The organism is Kitasatospora sp. P5_F3 (genome assembly GCF_054049135.1).
On record NZ_JBFUMY010000034.1, the window covers coordinates 1 to 14,141 of the forward strand.

The 14,141-nt window shown below is 72.5% G+C and carries 14 protein-coding genes; 10 read left to right on the plus strand and 4 right to left on the minus strand.

Annotation, left to right across the window (positions count from 1 at the left end):
- Positions 1 to 227 precede the first annotated feature (227 nt).
- From ACXJMZ_RS21385 to ACXJMZ_RS21405, 5 genes are all read left to right on the plus strand, one after another.
- Positions 228 to 1,049, plus strand: a complete 822-nt coding sequence (locus ACXJMZ_RS21385) for an SPFH domain-containing protein (protein ID WP_457031669.1) — start codon at positions 228 to 230, stop codon at positions 1,047 to 1,049.
- Positions 1,050 to 1,137: 88 nt separating this feature from the next.
- Positions 1,138 to 1,773: a thiol:disulfide interchange protein DsbA/DsbL gene (locus ACXJMZ_RS21390; RefSeq protein ID WP_457031670.1), complete on the plus strand. Its 636-nt coding sequence runs from the start codon at positions 1,138 to 1,140 to the stop codon at positions 1,771 to 1,773.
- A gap of 162 nt (positions 1,774 to 1,935) precedes the next feature.
- Positions 1,936 to 2,832, plus strand: coding sequence for an ABC transporter permease (locus tag ACXJMZ_RS21395; protein WP_457031671.1), 897 nt, complete (start codon positions 1,936 to 1,938; stop codon positions 2,830 to 2,832).
- Positions 2,822 to 4,033, plus strand: a complete 1,212-nt coding sequence (locus ACXJMZ_RS21400; RefSeq protein ID WP_057233237.1) for an ABC transporter ATP-binding protein — start codon at positions 2,822 to 2,824, stop codon at positions 4,031 to 4,033. Before ACXJMZ_RS21395 ends, ACXJMZ_RS21400 begins: the two co-directional genes overlap by 11 nt.
- Before the next feature lie 4 nt (positions 4,034 to 4,037).
- Positions 4,038 to 5,237: a glycosyltransferase family 4 protein gene (locus ACXJMZ_RS21405; RefSeq protein ID WP_457031672.1), complete on the plus strand. Its 1,200-nt coding sequence runs from the start codon at positions 4,038 to 4,040 to the stop codon at positions 5,235 to 5,237.
- Positions 5,238 to 5,271: 34 nt separating this feature from the next.
- Here the strand turns inward: ACXJMZ_RS21405 and ACXJMZ_RS21410 are convergent, their stop codons facing one another.
- Together ACXJMZ_RS21410 and ACXJMZ_RS21415 are read right to left on the minus strand one after the other, a co-directional pair.
- On the minus strand, positions 5,272 to 6,021 hold the full coding sequence (locus ACXJMZ_RS21410) for an SAM-dependent methyltransferase (RefSeq protein WP_457031673.1): 750 nt from the start codon (positions 6,019 to 6,021) through the stop codon (positions 5,272 to 5,274).
- A gap of 4 nt (positions 6,022 to 6,025) precedes the next feature.
- On the minus strand, positions 6,026 to 7,192 hold the full coding sequence (locus ACXJMZ_RS21415; protein WP_457031674.1) for a glycosyltransferase: 1,167 nt from the start codon (positions 7,190 to 7,192) through the stop codon (positions 6,026 to 6,028).
- Positions 7,193 to 7,370: 178 nt separating this feature from the next.
- On the opposite strand from ACXJMZ_RS21415, the gene ACXJMZ_RS21420 reads away from it, so the two are divergent.
- Entirely contained in the window at positions 7,371 to 8,153 is a 783-nt protein-coding gene (locus ACXJMZ_RS21420) for a glutamate racemase (RefSeq protein WP_457031675.1), read from the plus strand.
- Here the strand turns inward: ACXJMZ_RS21420 and ACXJMZ_RS21425 are convergent.
- Positions 8,144 to 8,947, minus strand: coding sequence for a pentapeptide repeat-containing protein (locus ACXJMZ_RS21425; protein WP_457031676.1), 804 nt, complete (start codon positions 8,945 to 8,947; stop codon positions 8,144 to 8,146). The genes ACXJMZ_RS21420 and ACXJMZ_RS21425 overlap by 10 nt on opposite strands.
- Positions 8,948 to 9,167: 220 nt before the next feature.
- Here ACXJMZ_RS21425 and ACXJMZ_RS21430 point away from each other — a divergent pair, with 220 nt between their 5' ends.
- Positions 9,168 to 10,199: a glycosyltransferase family 2 protein gene (locus tag ACXJMZ_RS21430; protein WP_457031677.1), complete on the plus strand. Its 1,032-nt coding sequence runs from the start codon at positions 9,168 to 9,170 to the stop codon at positions 10,197 to 10,199.
- Between the two features lie 43 nt (positions 10,200 to 10,242).
- Here the strand turns inward: ACXJMZ_RS21430 and ACXJMZ_RS21435 are convergent, their stop codons facing one another.
- Positions 10,243 to 11,247 carry a polysaccharide deacetylase family protein gene (locus ACXJMZ_RS21435; protein ID WP_457031678.1) on the minus strand — a complete coding sequence of 335 codons (1,005 nt, stop codon included), beginning with the start codon at positions 11,245 to 11,247 and terminating at the stop codon, positions 10,243 to 10,245.
- A gap of 415 nt (positions 11,248 to 11,662) precedes the next feature.
- Between ACXJMZ_RS21435 and ACXJMZ_RS21440 the strand changes: the two genes are divergently transcribed.
- From ACXJMZ_RS21440 to ACXJMZ_RS21450, 3 genes are all read left to right on the plus strand, one after another.
- Complete coding sequence (locus ACXJMZ_RS21440; protein ID WP_457031679.1) at positions 11,663 to 11,923, plus strand: hypothetical protein; 261 nt, start codon at positions 11,663 to 11,665, stop codon at positions 11,921 to 11,923.
- A 223-nt stretch (positions 11,924 to 12,146) separates the two neighbouring features.
- Positions 12,147 to 12,971 carry a polysaccharide deacetylase family protein gene (locus ACXJMZ_RS21445; RefSeq protein ID WP_457031680.1) on the plus strand — a complete coding sequence of 275 codons (825 nt, stop codon included), beginning with the start codon at positions 12,147 to 12,149 and terminating at the stop codon, positions 12,969 to 12,971.
- Positions 12,964 to 14,136: a glycosyltransferase gene (locus ACXJMZ_RS21450; RefSeq protein WP_457031681.1), complete on the plus strand. Its 1,173-nt coding sequence runs from the start codon at positions 12,964 to 12,966 to the stop codon at positions 14,134 to 14,136. The genes ACXJMZ_RS21445 and ACXJMZ_RS21450 overlap by 8 nt, the downstream gene beginning before the upstream one ends.
- Positions 14,137 to 14,141 lie beyond the last annotated feature (5 nt).

Consider the following 14,141-nt stretch of genomic DNA (forward strand, 5'->3'; position numbering starts at 1 on the left):
GGCCGGGGACCGGGCGGCGCTCGGCGCCGCCGCCCGGGCGCACGCGCTGGCCCGGTTCGACCTGGCCGTGGTGACCGACTCCTGGCAGCACCTGCTCCAGCAGGTCACCACCGGCCGTTAATGATCCGTCAGGAAGCCGTTCCGAAGCCTGGTGGTGCCGCAGGACCGCGCGCATACTGTGCGCGCGGTCCGCCGTACGTCGGCGGCCAACGGGGAGGACGACAGGCATGGGGATTTTTGTACTCGCGGGGATCGGCGCGCTGGCGGTGTTCTGGCTGGCGAAGGGATTCCGGGTGGTGCAGCAGTACGAACGCGGGGTGGTGTTCCGGCTCGGCCGGGTCCGCGGGACCGTCCGGGACCCCGGGCCGATGCTGCTGATCCCGCTGGTGGACCGGCTCAGCAAGGTCAACATGCAGGTGATCACCATGCCGGTGCCGGCCCAGGACGGCATCACCCGGGACAACGTCTCGGTCCGGGTGGACGCGGTGGTGTACTTCCGGGTGATCGACCCCGTCCGGGCCACCGTCGACGTGCAGAACTACAGCTTCGCGATGTCCCAGGTGGCCCAGACCTCGCTGCGCTCGATCATCGGCAAGAGCGAGCTGGACGACCTGCTCTCCGGTCGGGAGGGCCTGCACCGGGGGCTCGAACTGCTGCTGGAGAGCCCGGCCGTGGGCTGGGGCGTGCACATCGACCGGGTGGAGATCAAGGACGTCGCGCTGCCGGAGTCGATGAAGCGCTCGATGTCCCGGCAGGCCGAGGCCGAGCGGGAGCGGCGGGCCCGGATCATCACAGCCGACGGTGAGTTCCAGGCCTCCGCCAAGCTGGCCGAGGCGGCCCGGCAGATGGACGAGACACCGTCCGCCATGCAGCTGCGGCTGCTGCAGACCGTGGTGGAGGTGGCGGCGGAGAAGAACTCGACCCTGGTGCTGCCGTTCCCGGTCGAGCTGCTCCGGTTCTTCGACAGCGCGGCCCAGCAGGCCACCAAGGCCGTTGCGGCGCCAGTGCCAGTGCCAGTGCCAGTGCCGGAGCAGCAGCAGGAGAGCTGATCCGGCCGTTGGGCCGTCCGGGCGAAGATTCGCTCCGGACGGCCCGTCAACTGGCTCGGCGGGCAACTGTGCTGGCAGCATGCCGACCGTGAACCCGCTTCTGCGTACCGCCGTGCTGGCCGTTGTCGCCAGCGGACTGCTCGTCACCCCGGCCACCGCCGCCCCCGAGGTCCCGCACGAGGGCGGCCTGGTGGGCCGGATCGACCACCCCGGCCCGGTCCGGGCGGTGAAGCAGGAGGCGGTCGAGTTCTTCTGGTACGACTGCGGGCACTCGCAGCAGCTGGAGATCCCGCTGGAGCGCTGGGCGGAGAAGCACCGGGCCGACGTGACGCTCCGTCGGGTGCCGGCGGTCTGGGTGGGCAGCCACGAGGAGCAGGCCCAGCGCGGCCACGCCCGGCTGTACTACACGCTTGAGCAGCTCGGCGAGGTGGACCGGCTGCAGCTCGCGGTGTTCCGGGCGGTGCGCGAGCGGGAGACCGATGTCACCACCGAGGAGACCGCCGCCGCCTGGGCGCTGACGGTCGGTCTGGATCCGGACAAGTTCCGGGCGGCGTACCGGTCTTCGGCCGTCGAGCAGGCCACCGAGGCGGCCGCAGGCCTGCTGGTCAGGTACCAGGTGGACGAACTGCCGACCGTGCTGGTGGGGGGCGACCAGCGGGTGCAGCCGAGCCGCGACGGCGGGGTCGAGGGGATGCCCGCCGCGCTCGACCGGCTGGTCGACTGACCCGGCTCTGAGCAGCCCGAATTCTTCACCGAACCAGCCCCTTGCTCCCACACTCTGTGCCAGAGTGGTCGCCGCGGCCGAACTGCCTGAGCAGCGGCCCGGATTCGAGGCTTGTACCTCGGACGTCACCGAATCACTCGGCACCGGAGAAGGCGGGGTTCCGTGGGGGGACAGCGCGCGCAGGTCCTGGATCAGCGCGACAACCAGACCGAGGCGCGGCGGGCGGCGGCCGACGGTCCGCCTGCTGAACTGATCTTCAAACGAAGGCTGCGGCCCGCCCAGGTGGCCCGCGAGCTGCTCGGGGCACGCGAGTTGGTCCGCGCGCTGGCCGAGCGCGATCTGCGGGCCCGGTACAAGCAGGCGGTGCTCGGCTTCGCCTGGGCGGTGCTCACACCGCTCGCGCTGTGCGCGATCTTCACGCTGGTGTTCCAGCGCGCGGTGAAGATCGACACCAGCGGGGTGGCCTACCCGCTGTTCGCCTATGTCGGCCTGATCGTCTGGCAGTTCTTCAGCAACACGATGAACCAGGGCGCACTCAGCCTGGCCAACAACCTCAGCCTGCTGAACAAGGTCTACTGCCCGCGCGAGGTCTTCCCGCTCGCCACCATGCTGGTCGCCAGCGTGGACATGCTGATCGGCATCGGCGTGCTCGGGCTGCTCTTCCTGGTCTTCTGGACGGCGCCGGCGGTCACCTTCTTCTGGGTGTTCCCGCTGCTGCTGATCCAGATCGCCTTCACCTACGGTGTGGCGCTGGTGCTCTCGGTCGCGGTGGTCTACCTGCGCGACGTCCGGCACCTGCTGCCGATCATCACCCAGATGGGCGTCTTCGCGACCCCGGTCGCCTACCCGCTGTCGCAGATCCCGCAGGGCCTGCAGGAGATCTACGTCGGCTTCAACCCGCTGGGCGCGGTGATCGAGGGCTACCGGCGCGCCCTGCTCTACGGCCAGGCCCCGGACCTGGCCCTGACCGGTATCGCGGCCGCCAGCTCGGTGGTCTTCCTGGTCGGCGGCTACCTGGTCTTCAAGAAGCTGGAAACGGGGATCGCCGATGTCGCATGACCTTTCGAGCAGGCAGAGCCTCCCGCTGGGCACGATCAGGACCGAGCAGGTCTGGAAGCGGTTCAAGGCCGACCAGCAGCGGATGCTGCTGCGCGACAAGGTCGAGCAGCTGACCCGTCGGCTGCGCGGCGGCCGGGGCGAGGACTGGCGCTGGGCGCTGCGGGACATCAACCTGCACATCGAGCCCGGCGACTCGGTCGGCCTGATCGGCTCCAACGGTTCCGGCAAGTCCACCCTGCTCAAGATGCTGACCCGGGTGATGTACCCGTACGGCGGGGTGATCGACGTGCGCGGCCGGATCGGCGCGCTGATCGAGATCCGGGCCGGCATCCACCCCGACCTGACGGGCCGGGAGAACATCTACCTGTTCGGCGCGCTGCTCGGCCTCAAGCGCCGCGAGGTGGCCTCCCGGTTCGACGACATCGTCGAGTTCGCCCGGCTCGGCGGGGCGATCGACCGGCAGGTCAAGTACTACTCCTCGGGCATGCAGATGCGGCTCGGCTTCGCGGTGGCCGCCTATCTGGAGCCGCACGTACTGCTGGTGGACGAGGTGCTGGCGGTCGGCGACGCGGTCTTCCAGCAGCGCTGCCTGGACCGGATGCGCGAGGTCGCCGAGCAGGGCACCACGATCGTCTTCGTCTCGCACGACTTGCCGGCCGTCGAGTCGATCTGCCGCCGGGGCGTCTGGCTGGAGCAGGGCTCGATCCGGGTGGACGCGGGCATCAAGGAGGCGATGTCCGGTTACCGGGACTCGATCGAGGCGCAGTCGGAGGCAGGCGGCCGGGTCGGCGAGCCGCTCCAGCTGCTCAAGCACGAGATCGTCGGCGAGGGCCGGGAGAATCTCACCACCGACGAGCCGATGACCGTCGAGCTCACCCTCGGCGGCGACTACCGGGGCGATGCCACGCTGCACCTGGGCGTGAGCGAGGGCACCTCCAGCCCGATCTTCCAGATCAGCCACGAGATCCGGCTCACCGGGGAGGACCACCAGGTCGCCTGCATGATCCCCAACCTGCCGCTGCCGCGCGGCCGTTACACGCTCTGGGCAGGTGTCTACAGCATCGGCAGGACCGACGGCGGCACGCTGATGAGCTGGCACTCGGTCGGCCAGTTCGACGTCTTCGGCCCGATGCTGGACACCCCGCCACGGGCCGTGGTGCTGGCCGCACCGGTCTTCGTCCCGCACCGCTGGGAGGAGTGAACCGGTGAACGGCCTCAGAGTCCTGGTCCACCTCAACAACCTCGCGCTGGGCGGCGCGCAGCTGAACGCCGTCGACATCGCCCGCACCCTGCGCGACCGGGGCCACCACCCGGTGCTGTTCGCCCAGGGGGTGGACGGGCCCGCCCCGCTGGTCGAACTCGCGGCCGGCCACGGCCTGGAGCTGGTGGTCGAGGGCGGTCCCGACACCCCGGTCCGGGTGGTCAGGCAGCGGCTGAACCAGCTGGCCGAGCAGCACGGCAGCCAACTGCTGCACGCCTGGGAGGTCCGGGCCGCCCGGAACTCCTTCTTCGGCCCCGGCCGGCTCGGCCGACTGCCGGTGATCACCACCTTCTACGGCATCAGGATGCTGCGCGGGCTGCCCCGGCACCAGCCGCTGGTGCTCGGGCTCGGCGCCCTGCTGGGGGAGGGCCGGGCCTTCGGGCACCGAGACGTCCGGCTGATCGAACCGCCGGTGAACACCGTGACGGACGCTCCCGGGGTGGTGGACGGCGGCGCGTTCCGCCGCGAACACGGCATCGGCGAAGGGGAGTTGCTGCTCGCCATCGTCACCCGGCTGGTGCCCGACCTGGAGAAGGACGCGGGCGCGCTGCTCACCGTCGAGGCGGTCCGCCGACTGGCCGACCCGAGGGTACGGCTGGCGGTGGTCGGCGCCGGGCCCAGCCTGGAGCCGCTGCGGGCCGCAGCGGCGGCCGCCAACGCCGAACTCGGGCGCCAAGCCGTCCTGGTACCGGGCCAGTTGGCCGATCCCCGTCCCGCTTACCAGGCCGCCGACGTGGTGCTCGGGATGGGCGGCTCGGCGCTGCGCGGACTCGCCTTCGGCAAGCCGGTGGTGGTGCACGGCGCCGCCGGGTACACCGCGCCGCACGAGCCGGGCCCGCTGGTCGAGCCGCACGCCTCGCGCTGCATGTACGGCTTCGGCGACGGCTCCGGATCGCCCGAGCTGCTGGCCGAGCAGCTCCGCCCGCTGCTCGACGACCCGGCCCGCCGGGCCGCTCTCGGCGACTGGGGCCGGGACTGGGTGGTCGGCAGGTTCTCCCTGGAGAGTGTCGCCACGGCGTTCGAGGACCTCTACCGGGAGGTGGTCACCACCCCGCCGGGGAAGGCGAGTTGGCTCCGTGACCTGGAGCAGATGAGCCGGTTCGAGTACAGCAAGCCGACCGCCGCCCGGCTGCTCGGGCGCTAGGGGCCCGGCACGGAGCCGGGCCCGTGACAGTACGTCAGTCGGCGCGGCGGAGCAGCAGAGTGAGGAAACCGAGGGTGCCCCGGTAGCCGCCGAGCCAGCCCAACCGGTGCTCGGCGGCAATCGTGGCCGCCTCGGCGCTGTCCGGGTGCTCGGGGTGGTCCAGGGCCCATTCGGCGAGCGAGCCCGCCCAGGCCCACTCGTAGTCGTCCCACTCCTCCGGCGTGCTGATGTGGCCGAGCACCGGCACCCAGCCGGCCTCGGTGACCAGCCGGATCGTGCCGGTCAGGTCGGCGTGGTCGTCCGCGTTCGGGACACCGAGCCCGGCCAGTGCGGCCGCGTCCGGTTCCCGCTCCCAGAAGCAGTCGCCGATCAGCACCAGTCCGCCCGGCGCCAGGTGCTCCCGGGCCGCCGCCAGGGTCGGCAGCAGCCCGTCGAAGGCGTGCGTCGCACCGACCGTGAGCACCACGTCGAACGGCTGGTGGGCCTTGAACTCCTTGGCGTCCTGGTGGTGCAGCCCGATCCGCCGGGCCACCCCGAGTGCCTCGGCGTGTTCCCGGCCGAGCGTCAGCCCGGCCTCGTCCAGGTCGACGCCGACCGCCTCCAGTTCCGGGTGCGCGGCCAGCGCGCGGAGCAGCCAGGCGGCCTCCCCGCAGCCGAGGTCGAGCACCCGCCCGGCTCTGCCCCGGAGGGCCCGGTCCAGCAGCCGCTGGACGTTCCGGTCGGACAGTGGCGCGGCGATCGGGTGGTCGGAGTGGGCGATCCTGGTTCTGAGTTGACGGTCCATCGGGTCAGTCTGGCGCAGGACCGTCGCCCGGTTCCAGTACCTTTCCGTACGTCCGCCCCTTCCAGGCCGCGCCCCGTCCGCGCCAGTGCTGGACAGCCGAGTCCACCGTCATCAGCAGGTACAGCAGCGCGGTGAACGGCAGCAGCAGCGCGGCCGCCGCCGGCTGCCCGTAGTAACGGAGCATCGGCGTGAACGTCCCGGCCATCAGCGCCCAGGCCGCCGCGCCCGCCGCCGTGACCCACCACGCTCCGGTGACCGCCCCGGCCACGGTCGCCACCGGCGGCACCAGGTACACCAGCGTCAGCCCGAGCACCGTGCCGAGCAGCAGCAGCGGCGAGTGCCGCAGCTGCGCGTACGCGCTGCGCGAGACCATCCGCCAGAGCTGCCCCAGCTCCGGATAGGGCCGGACGCTGTCCACCTGCTCGGCCAGGCCGAGCCAGGTCCGGCCGCCGGTGCGCTTGACCGCCCTGGCCAGATTCACGTCGTCGATCACCGCACCCCGGATCGCGGCGATCCCGCCCGCCCGCTCCAACGCCGTCCGGCGCACCAGCGAGCAGCCGCCCGCCGCCGCAGCCGTCCGCGCGCCAGGGTGGTTGCTCCACCGGAACGGGTACAGCTGGGCGAAGAAGTACACGAAGGCCGGCACGATCAGCCGCTCCCAGCCGGTCTCCACCCGCAGCCGGGCCATCTGCGAGACCAGGTCGAGCCGGTGGCCCTCGGCCGCCGCCACCAGGGCGGCCAGCGAGTCCGGACGGTGCGCGATGTCGGCATCGGTCAGCAGCAGGTACTCCGCCCCGCCCGCCTGCTCGACGCCGTGCCGCAGCGCCCAGAGCTTGCCCGTCCAGCCCGGCGGCAGCGGCGGGGGAGTGGTCACGGTGAGCGCCAAGCCGCCGTCCGCCCCGAGCCGTCGGGCCAACTCACCCGTCCCGTCCGAACTGTGATCGTCCACCAGCACCACCCGGGCCCGCCCCGGGTACCGCTGCGCCAGCAGGCTGGGCAGACTCACCGGCAGCACCTCGGCCTCGTCCCTGGCGGGCACCAGCACCACCACCTCCGGCCACCGCCCGGTCGGCACCGGCGCGGGCAGCCGCTGGTCGGTCCGCCAGAAGAACCCCTGAGCCAGCGTCAGCCACACCCACGCCGCCAGCGACACCCACACCAGTACGGTCACCTTTCGCAGTCTGCCACCGCACCACCGGCTCGCGCCGTAGCAGGCGATCGGACATCAGCCATCAGGGGCTCGGGGAACTTTCGCAGTGACCCACACGCCAGATCTCCTCGCAGTTCCCCGAGCCCCTGGTCCGTAGGTGGCCGCTCTCTCCGGATGGTCTCCAGTAGAGTCGTCAACCGTGAAGATCGCACTGGTGGACTCAGGACTCGGACTGCTCGCGGCCGCCGCGGCCCTGCGCCGCCGCCGTCCCGACCTGGACCTGGTGATCTCCTCCGACCCCGACGGGATGCCCTGGGGGCCGCGTACGTCCGAGGACATCGCCGCGCACGCGCTGGCCTGTGCACGGGCCGCGGCCGAGCTGGAGCCGGACGCGTTGGTGATCGCCTGCAACACCGCCTCGGTGCACGCGCTGGACGTGATCCGCGCCGAGCTGGAGCCCGGGCTGCCGGTGATCGGCACCGTCCCGGCGATCAAGCCCGCCTCGACGGCCGGGGCCAAGGTGGCGATCTGGGCCACCCCGGCGACCACGGGCAGCCCCTACCAGCATCAGCTGATCCGGGAGTTCGGCGGCAGCGCGACCGTGACCGAGGTGGCCTGCCCCGGTCTGGCCGACGCGGTGGAGCGGGCCGACCAGCAGGCGATCGCCGCCGCCGTGGCCGACGCGGCCGCCCGGACGCCCGCGCACACGGACGCGATCGTGCTCGGCTGCACCCACTACGAACTGCTCGCGGACCAGATCCGGGCCGCCGTGGCCGCCCCGGGCGGTCCGCTGCCGGTCTGCCACGGCTCGGCCGACGCGGTCGCCGCCCAGGCGCTGCGCCGGATCGCCCCCGGCCGGCCCGAGGGCAGCGGCACCCTCACCGTGCTGCTCAGCGGCCGGGTCGGCAGTCTGCCGCCCGCCGTCCTGCACTACGCCGAGGGCCGGCTGCTGGCCGAGCCCGTCTCGGCCCTCTACCAGTGACCCGGCTGCCGCAGCCCTGACGGCAGCCGGGTGCTCGCGTCGCCGCGCGCCGCGTTGAGCTGAGCCTGGGTCAGGAAGAGCGCCCCGGTCAGGTCGGCCCCGGTCAGGTCGGCGTCCCGGAAGTCGACCCCGATCAGATCCGCCTCGCGCAGGTCGGCCCGCGTCAGGTCGGCCGCGATCAGGTACGCCCCGCGCAGGTTGGCGCCGCGCAGGTTCGCCCCGGCCAGCCGGGCGCCCATCAGGTCGGCGCCCCGGTGGTTGCGCTTCTTGCCGGGAACCCCGGCCCGGACCAGCTCGCTGACCCGCAGCAGCAGCTCGCCGACCTCCTGACGGATCGTCGGCACGTCCGCCGCGACCAGCTCCGCCGCACTGCCCCGGGTCAGCGCCCCGATCCGCTCCAGCTCCGCCCGCAGCTGCCCGTGTACCGACTTCGCGGCCCGCAGATCGAGCGCCTCGGTCAGGTAGTACAGCAGCTCGTGCAGCTGCCGCATCACCGGGAACACCTCGTACATCGCCCCGGCGGTCTCCGGCGCCTCCCGCCAGCTGCGCCCCTCGAAGGTGACCTGCGACACCTTCTGCCCGGCGCCGAAGCAGTCGAAGACCGTACAGCCGGTGAAGCCGCTGGTGCGCAGCTCGGTGTGGATGCCGCAGCGGAAGTCGGTCTTGAGGTTCTTGCACGGCGTGCCTGCCGCCTTGGTGACCGCGAAGTCGGTCGAACGCGCGAACGGCAGGGCCACGCAGCACAGTCCGAAGCAGTTCGCGCAGTCGGACAGCAGTTCAAGGTTCTCGGACACCACGCACGTACTCCCACCGCAGGACGGACACCGTGCTTCCCCCGGCGTCCTGGACAGGCCCCATTGTCCCCGATCGTCCGGCTGCTCCGGCCCCGGGTCCCGGCCGTTCGGATGCGGTCGAACGGCTGCTGGCCAGCGAGGACGGGTTACGTGTATACCAAGAGTTCGATGACCGGTCGCAGGACGGTCGCACCCACCGACCGAAAGGCCCACGGAGCCGATGTCTCCCCGACTCTCCGTCGTCGTCCCGATCTACAACGTCGAGCGCTACCTCCAGGAGTGCCTCGACTCGATAGCCGCCCAGACCTTCGAGGACTTCGAGTGCGTGCTGGTGGACGACGGCTCGACCGACGGCAGCGCGGCGATCGCTGAGGAGTACGTCGCCAAGGACGCGCGGTTCCGGCTGGTCCAGCAGGAGAACAAGGGCCTCGGCGCGGCCCGCAACACCGGCTGGCGGCACCTCGCCCCGGGCACCGAGTTCCTGACCTTCGTGGACAGTGACGACACCCTGCCGACCGGCGCCTACCAGCTGATGGTCTCGACCCTGGACGAGACCGGTTCGGACTTCGTCGCGGGCAACGCACTGCGGCTGCGGGTGGCCGGCCTTCTCCCCTCGCACGGCCACCGCCGGGCGTTCGCCGAGAGCAGGCTCCGCACCCACGTGCGCGAGGTGCCCGGCCTGGTCACCGACCGGACGGCGTGGAACAAGGTCTACCGCCGCTCGTTCTTCGACGCGGCCGGCGTGCTGTACCCCGAAGGCATCCTGTACGAGGACGCCCCGGTCAGCATCCCGCTGCACTACCTGGCGAAGAGCGTGGACGTGCTCTCCGAGCCGATCTACCACTGGCGGGTCCGGGAGAGCGGCGACCTGTCGATCACGCAGGTGAAGACCGACCCCAGGGGCGTGATCGACCGGGTCCGCTCGATCGAGCTGGTCCGGGAGTGGCTGCTGGCCAGGACCGAGCCCGAGTACGCCGAGTACCTGCGGTCCTACGACCACAACACGCTGATCGAGGAGCTCCCGATGTTCTTCTGGTCCGTGCCGGACGGCGACCGGGCCTACCGGGCCGCCTACCAGGAGCACGTCAGCCGCCTGCTGCGGGCGATCGGCGTGGAGTGGATCGACGCGCTGCCCGCCCAGCTGCGGCTCAAGTACCGCCTGACGCTGGCCAATCGGATGGAGCGGTTCGTCGCCGTCCAGCGGCTGCACCGCCAGGTCCGTAACCTCCGCTCCCGGCGCGCGGCGGCCTGAGCACCTGCGGCTCAGCTCCCGACGGCCGGGAGCTGAGCCACCGTCACTCCGCCACGGTCGGGCCCTTGCGCCAGCGCTGCACGGCGGGCTCCAGCCCGGACAGGATGGTGTCGAAGCGCCGGGTACTGGTGGTGCTGTCCACCTGGAGCCGGCTGATCCGGAGCGGGTGGACGGGCAGCCGGGGGCCGAGCTGGTGGTCGGACAGGAAGCCGAGCCGGTAGCCGAGCTGGCGCAGCAGGGTGTCGGCGCGCGGGTCGTAGCCGCCGTTCGGGTAGGCGAACGCGGTCGGCGGCTCGCCGAGCCAGCGGGTGAGCGCCTCGTGCGCCCCGGTGATCTCGGCCTGCACGGTCGAGTCGTCGCAGCGGGCCAGGCACGGGTGGCCGAGGGTGTGGTTGCCGACCGCGACCCCGCCGTCCTGGAGGGCCCGCAGGTCCTCGGGGGAGAGCTGCTCCTGGCCGGGCGGCCGGCGGCGGGCGCTGACCCGGAGCTCGTGCAGGCTGCGGCGGCGGTCCGGATCGGGCAGTGCCTTCAGCCGGGCGAGCAGCTGGTCCGGGCGGACGTGGCTGCGCAGTGAGCGGGCCTGACCGCCGTGCCGGGCCAGGAAGGCGGCCTCGTGCCACCAGAACGGCCGATCGGTGCCGATCAGCTCGGAGATCACGAAGGCGGCGGCCGGGATCTTGCGGGCCGTCAGCTCCGGCAGTGCGTGCGTGAGCACCGAGCGGTCGGCGTCGTCGAAGGTGATCAGCACCGAGCGCGGCGGCAGCGGCTTCCCCTCGGCGACCGCCTGCTCGACGTCCTGCACCGAGACCGGGGTGGCCAGTCGGCGCAGCCGGTCGAGCTGGGCGCCGAACGACCGGGGGTCGGTCACCCCGTGGTAGGCGAGCACCGCGAGCCGCTGGGCGGCCCGGGCGCGGAACAGCGGCTGGGCGGGCGAGAACCGCAGCCAGCCGCCCCGGTCGGACTCCGGCCCGGCCTCGGTCTCGGTGGCCGTGGCGGCGCCGGTGGTGCTGGTGGTCGGTGGCAGGCTGCTGACGGTACTGCTGAGCATGGCTTCGGACTGCGGCACTGGGCCCCCCTCGGTCGCCGGTGCGGCGTGGTGGTACCACCGGAGGGCCCTGACCGCCCTCCGGTCCCGGGGCGCGGCGGCGCCGCCCTCGGCTCGGCCGATCACGGTGGGGACTCCCAACCCGCTCCGCTGACGGCCTGGTTCGCTGCTCTCAACTGGTGCTGATTCTCCTGGACCGGACTGACGGTGGGCGGTGTGTGGGCACCGGCCGACCGGCAGGCAGGCTCGATCTGGATCGCTCAATGTAGTGGAGACCATCCACCGGCACCGATGGTTGTACGGCGTTTCGGCGAGTTTTCGCGGGCGCGCACAGAGCGCCCGGAGGAGCGCGGTAGGGTGCGCCGGCGCCGGGCCCGGCGGCTGCCGCCGGGTGGGACCCGGGTATACCGTGGGTGGCATGGGAGAGACGCAAGGTGATCATGGCAGTAAGCGCGCCGCCCGGATCTGGAGCGGCGCGGCCCTGCACCGGCACCAGCTGATGCTGACCGTGGCAGGCGCGGCCTGCATCGCGATGGGCATCGTCACCGCCGTCCTGGTCCCGGAGAGCGACGGCCCGGCCTGGGCGATGGCGGTGGCCGGCTGCCTGGCCGCAGGCGTCCTGCTGCTCGGCCGGATCGCCTTCGCGCTGCTCCGCCGGAACGGCCGCACCGCGCTCTAGTGCGGCAGCAGCCATCGACCGGCGGCCCGGACCGGTCAGATCCGGTCCGTGGTTGCGTCAGGCTGATCGGACCGGCCGATTTTCGGCCTATCTGCGCGCTTCTTTCACAACTTCCGGGCATCAGCGCCACACATCCCCCTAGTCTGAGTCCGCTCGGTAGGCGACTGCCGCCGTGCGCACGGCCACTTGCGGTGCCGGGGAGGGCACCGCAGAGGGGGAGACGATGGCGGGCAGTACCGTCCCCGGCGGCGTCCGGGGAAGAGTCAAACAGCAGTTGGCGCGGGTGGCGGGGGGTGTCCCCGGCGAAGGTGCCACCGTGCTGATCTACCACCGGGTCGGCGGCGGCTCCGCCGACGAACTCGACGTCACCACAGCCGACTTCACCGCTCAGGTGGACCTGCTGGCCGAGCTGCCGACGGGCCGGGTGGTCGGCCTGGACGAGGCCACCGACCGGCTGGAGGCCGGCCACCGGACCCCGAGCACCGTGCTCACCTTCGACGACGGTTTCGCCGACGTGTACGAGAACGCCTGGCCGCTGCTCAAGGAGCGCGGCCTGCCGTTCACCATCTACCTGGCAAGCGGTCAGGTCGGCGGCGAGATGCGCTGGGAGGGCTCGACCGCGAAGGAGTCCGGTGCCCCGGGCCTGAGTTGGGACCAGCTCCGCGAGATGGCCGGCTCCGGCCTCTGCACGGTGGCCAACCACACCCGCAGCCACGCCCGCCCCGCCCTGCTCAGCACCGCCGAGCTGGACGCCTGCAACGACGACGTCGAACAGCACCTCGGCACCCGGCCGAAGCACTTCGCCTACACCTGGGGCGTCCCCGTCCCGCACATGGATGCGGCGCTGCGCGCCCGGTTCCGTACCGCCGCCACCGGTCAGGTCGGCCGGAACGACCCCGGCTTCGATCCGGTCCGGTTCTGCCGGGTCCCGGTCCGCCGGACCGATCCGATCGACTTCTACCGGGCCAAGCTGTACGGCCGGCTGCTCCCCGAGCGGGCCTACGCCCGGATCGTGGCCACCGCGAAGGCGGTCGGCGCCCGTGCCTGAGACGCCGTCACCCCGGCTGCGCGGCCCCGAGGGCCGGCCGCTCCGAGTCGCCCACCTGACCACCGTGGACATGAGCCTGCAGCTGCTGCTGGCCACCGAGCTCAAGGTCGATGTGGAGTCCGGCTTCGAGACCTACGGCATCAGCGCCCCCGGTCCGTACCTGTCCCAGCTCGACGCGATCGGCATCCGGCACGAGCCGCTGCCCTCGCTCACCAGGGCCTGGCAGCCGGGCGCCGACCTGGCGGCGGCGCGCGAACTGCTCGCCGTGCTGCGCCGGATCAGGCCCGACGTGCTGCACACCCACAACCCCAAGACCGGCGTGCTCGGCCGGATCCTCGGCCGGCTGGCCGGTGTCCCGGTGGTGGTCAACACCTGCCACGGACTCTGGGCGCAGGCCCACGACCCGTTCGCCAAGCGGCTGTTGGTGCTCGGGGCGGAGGCCGTCGCGGCCCGCTTCTCGCACGCCGAGCTGTACCAGAACGGCGAGGACCGGCAGACCCTGGCCCGGTTCGTCCCGGCCCGCCGCTCCCGGGTGGTGGGCAACGGTGTGGACCTCTCCCGGTTCGGGCCCGATCCGGCCGCCCGGGCTCGGATCAGGGCCGAACTCGGCGTCTCCGACGACGAGTTGCTGGTGGCCGGAGTCGGCCGCCGGGTGGCCGAGAAGGGCATCGTCGAGTACGCGGCGGCCGCCCGCGCGCTGGCCGGAAAGGCCCGGTTCGCCTGGATCGGCCCGCAGGACGCCGACAAGCCCGACGCCCTGGCGGAGGAGGAGGCCGGGGTCGAGTTCCTCGGCAGCCGCTCCGACATGCCGGCGCTCTACGCCGCACTGGACGTCTTCGTTCTTCCCTCCTACCGGGAGGGATTCTCCCGCTCCGCCATGGAGGCCGCCGCCAGCGGCCTGCCGATGGTGCTCAGCGACATCCGGGGCTGCCGCGAGATCGGTACCCACGGCGAGCACCTGCTGCTCGCCCCGCCCGGCGACGCCGGGGCCCTCACCACCGCGCTCGGCTGGCTCCTCACCGAGCCCGCCCTGCGTGAGCAGCTGGGTGCGGCGGCCCGTCGCCGCGCCTTGGCCGAGTTCGACCAGCGCGGTGTCGCGGCGGTCTCCCTGGAGACGTACGCGGCCGTGGCCAGAGCCAAGCGGTTGGCCTGGTCGGTCGGCTGAAGCCA

What these genes read in the sequence shown, in the direction of transcription:
- ACXJMZ_RS21445 (WP_457031680.1), top strand. Translation starts at nt 12,147, where the DNA reads ATGGCGGGCAGTACCGTCCCCGGCGGCGTCCGGGGAAGAGTCAAACAG.
- ACXJMZ_RS21435 (WP_457031678.1), bottom strand. Translation starts at nt 11,247, where the DNA reads ATGCTCAGCAGTACCGTCAGCAGCCTGCCACCGACCACCAGCACCACC.
- ACXJMZ_RS21410 (WP_457031673.1), bottom strand. Translation starts at nt 6,021, where the DNA reads ATGGACCGTCAACTCAGAACCAGGATCGCCCACTCCGACCACCCGATC.
- ACXJMZ_RS21385 (WP_457031669.1), top strand. Translation starts at nt 228, where the DNA reads ATGGGGATTTTTGTACTCGCGGGGATCGGCGCGCTGGCGGTGTTCTGG.
- ACXJMZ_RS21400 (WP_057233237.1), top strand. Translation starts at nt 2,822, where the DNA reads ATGTCGCATGACCTTTCGAGCAGGCAGAGCCTCCCGCTGGGCACGATC.
- ACXJMZ_RS21430 (WP_457031677.1), top strand. Translation starts at nt 9,168, where the DNA reads ATGTCTCCCCGACTCTCCGTCGTCGTCCCGATCTACAACGTCGAGCGC.
- ACXJMZ_RS21440 (WP_457031679.1), top strand. Translation starts at nt 11,663, where the DNA reads ATGGGAGAGACGCAAGGTGATCATGGCAGTAAGCGCGCCGCCCGGATC.